The organism is Sphingosinicella microcystinivorans (genome assembly GCF_003634215.1).
GTDB lineage: Bacteria > Pseudomonadota > Alphaproteobacteria > Sphingomonadales > Sphingomonadaceae > Sphingosinicella > Sphingosinicella microcystinivorans.
On record NZ_RBWX01000005.1, the window covers coordinates 1 to 1,619 of the forward strand.

1 pseudogene is annotated in these 1,619 nt (G+C 60.5%); it reads left to right on the forward strand.

The features are described 5' to 3' along the window. The first annotated feature begins 110 nt into the window (after window positions 1-110). Window positions 111-1,407 (forward strand): annotated as a pseudogene (locus tag DFR51_RS00165) (IS110 family RNA-guided transposase). The last annotated feature ends 212 nt before the right edge of the window (window positions 1,408-1,619 follow it).

Genomic DNA, 1,619 nt, shown 5'->3' on the forward strand with positions numbered 1-1,619 from the left:
GATGGAGACAAGGGCGCGTAGCGCCCGCCGGCTTCATCAAGGCAGTCATGACCGGCCAGCAGGTCTCTAAAGTGAAGTTGTCGACACAACCCTTTGGAGGCTGACCGATCATGACCAAGCTTCATTCTACGTCACGCGATGCCGTGCTGGTAGCCATCGATATGTCCAAGCACCGCCAGGAGGTTCTCCTTGAACGACCGGAGGGCGGCCGCCGGCGCCGCATGACGGTGATGGCGACGAAGGCGGATTATGATCGCTTGGCGGATGATCTGGCGGCCATCGGCAGGCCCGTGATTGTCGGATTCGAAGCGACGGGCAACTATCACCGCACGCTGGCACATCGATTGCTGTCCGCCGGTTTCGAGCTGCGCCTGATTTCGTCGGTCGCGTTGGCCCGGACACGCGAAGCCCTGCACAATGGCTGGGACAAGAATGATTCCAAGGATGCCCAGGTGATCCTGCACATGCTCCGGATCGGTGCGACCCAGCGCTATGTAGATCCGCTGGCCGCCGGCATCAACGATCTGCAGGAGATGTCGAAGACGCACGAAGCCATTTCCAAGGCCAAGACCCAGACCTGGCATCGGATTCTCACGCATTATCTGCCGCTGTATTTCCCGGAGATCGAGCGCTTCGCCGGCAATAGCCGGTCCGACTGGTTTCTGGCGCTGATCGAACGCTTCCCGACGCCGGGCAGCATAACTTCAATCGGGCGAGAAGCGTTCACCGAACAGACATGGCCGCTCATCGGACGCAAGGTTTCCAAGGCACGGGTAGTCAACGATATCTACGAGACCGCCTGTTCATCGATCGCGCTCCCGATCGATGAACATTCCGCCGCGGTCACCATGTTTCGCATGGTCATCGCCCAGGCGCGCACCCTTATCCGGCAGCGCAACGAGATCGAACGGATCGCCCATGACGCGCTGGCCACGAACCGCGATTATCAGCTCCTGCGCATGATCCCCGGCATCGGTCCGATCAATGCCTTGACGATTCTGGCCGAGGCCGGCGATCTACGCCGCTTCAGCCACCATCGCCAGTTCCTCAAGTTCTGCGGCCTCGACCTCGCGACCTGTCAGTCCGGGATGTTCCGCGGGCGGACGAAGCTGTCGAAGTACGGCAACGCCCGGCTGCGGCGTACCTTCTGGATGGCAACTCAGGTCGCGATCCGGCAACCCAACAACAGCTTCCGTGACAAGCTCTCTCGCTATGTCGCTGGCCATGCCGACGATCCCGATCGCCGCCGCAAGGCGATGACTGCGCTTACCGCCAAGATGGCGCGCGTCGCACACGCCGTCATCAAGACGGGAACCGAGTACCGTCCGTTCGTCGAACGGGCGGACACCAGATGGAAGGACCCCTCTCTGTGGAGCCATGAGGGCGCTGCAGCGACCCTGTAGATAATGTTCGGGCCTTCCATCTGGCATGCGCATCTCATCTTAAGGACGGTGAGGACCACGATCTCGACGATCGATGGATCCTGTGTTTGCTATGGCCGAGAGTGCTTTCCTTGACGATGGAAGCCATCTGGATCATAAAATCACCAGCGCCGATCACCCTCGGCGCAACGAGACCTGCTGGCCTTTTCACGCTACGCCTTCCCAACATAGGACGTT